Here is a 1472-nt window from a genome sequence, read left to right as displayed (position 1 = left end):
GGCAGATTCTTGGGGTCCTCGCAACACCTGATGGCTTACGCGGTCGTCAGTAGATCACGCAGGCGCTCGGCTGGGGTTCTCCAGCCGAGCGTTTTGCGTGGTCGGCCGTTGAGTTGCTGGGCGACGTGTTCGAGGTCCTCGGGGCTGTGCACGGACAGATCGGTGCTCTTGGGGAAGTACTGCCGCAACAGGCCGTTCGTGTTCTCGTTCGATCCGCGTTGCCAGGGCGAGTGCGGGTCGCAGAAGTAGACCGGCACTCCCGTGGCCACGGTGAACTGCTTGTGCGCGGCCATCTCGCATCCTTGGTCCCAGGTCAGCGAGCCGCGCAGGTGCCCGGGCAGCGTCTGGATCAAGGGCACCAGCACATCGCGGACCTCCTCGGCGGTGTGCCCGCCGGGCAGATGCCCCAGCAGGACGTAACGGGTGGAGCGCTCGACCAAAGTGACGATCGCGCTCTCGCTGCGGGGACCGACGATCAGATCACCCTCCCAGTGGCCGGGAACCGCCCGGTCCTCGACCTCGGCAGGACGCTCGGAGATCATCACCATCTCGTCGACGAACCGGCGCGTGCGCTGCTCCGGGCTGCGGTGCGGCTTGCGGCGGGTGCGCCCGGTGCGCAGCGCGAGGGCAACCTCGCGGCGCAACCCGCCACGGGCCTGGACATAGATCGCCTGGTAGATCGTCTCCGGACTCACCCGCATGCTCTCGTCGTCGGGGAACTCGATGGGCAGAGCGTGACAGATCTGCTCGGGCGACCACCTCTCCCGCAGCCCGTCCGCAACGAACTCGCGCAGCGGACCGTCCTGGGCGAGCCTGGACCCCTTGGGGCGCGACCGGCTCTTCGCCCACGCCCGCTGGGCCCGATGCGGCTGATAGACACCATCGACCGCGTGTGCGTCGATCTCGCGCTTGACGGTGGACGCCGGCCGGTCCAGCGCCCGTCCGATCGCCCGCAGCGATCGGCCCTCACGGCGCATGTCGGCGATCAACTCCCGCTCGGTCACCGTCAGGAACCGTGGGTGCAGCTCGGCCTCGACCGCCGCAAGAGCCGGCGCTGACGTGGCGGCGACGGTCCTGGTCATGCCCGTTGTGTAGTCGATCCTGCGCCCATCGGGGTGCAGGCGCGCGTTACCGATCTTCCGGATACCGCGGTCCCAGTCCCGGGCAGTGCGTTCGTGGACCCCGACCTGTGCGGCGGCCGCCCGCCGCCGGACCCCCAACGCACGCAGCCGGTGATACTCCACCCGTCCCGGATGCCCGTCCGTGCCAGGCTTCCCACGACCACGGACACCGGCCTTGCGGGCCCACGCAGCCGCCGTGTGACGGTTCGCCCCGACCGCCCGAGCCGCACCCGAGATACTGCCGTTCTCCCGATCCAGCGCTTCGAAGAACCTTGCCTTCAAGTCCCCAAAATCCACGATCCCCGCAACTCCCTGAACAACAGGGTGTTGCGGGGATCGCTAGAACCCGCC

1 protein-coding gene is annotated in these 1472 nt (G+C 69.0%); it reads right to left on the bottom strand.

Features of this window, described 5'->3' with window-relative positions; genetic code table 11:
- Nucleotides 1-35: 35 nt before the first annotated feature.
- Nucleotides 36-1082, bottom strand: coding sequence for an IS30 family transposase (locus ACFVXJ_RS31265; protein ID WP_389666838.1), 1047 nt, complete (start codon nt 1080-1082; stop codon nt 36-38).
- Nucleotides 1083-1472 lie beyond the last annotated feature (390 nt).

The sequence above is a fragment of the Streptomyces sp. NPDC058279 genome (assembly GCF_042881255.1).
GTDB lineage: Bacteria > Actinomycetota > Actinomycetes > Streptomycetales > Streptomycetaceae > Streptomyces.
The sequence above is the reverse complement of the archived record's forward strand: the minus strand, read 5'-3'. Positions and strand labels throughout refer to the sequence as shown.

Coding starts and splice junctions, on each gene's coding strand:
- ACFVXJ_RS31265 (WP_389666838.1), bottom strand. CDS start 1,082: ATGACCAGGACCGTCGCCGCCACGTCAGCGCCGGCTCTTGCGGCGGTC.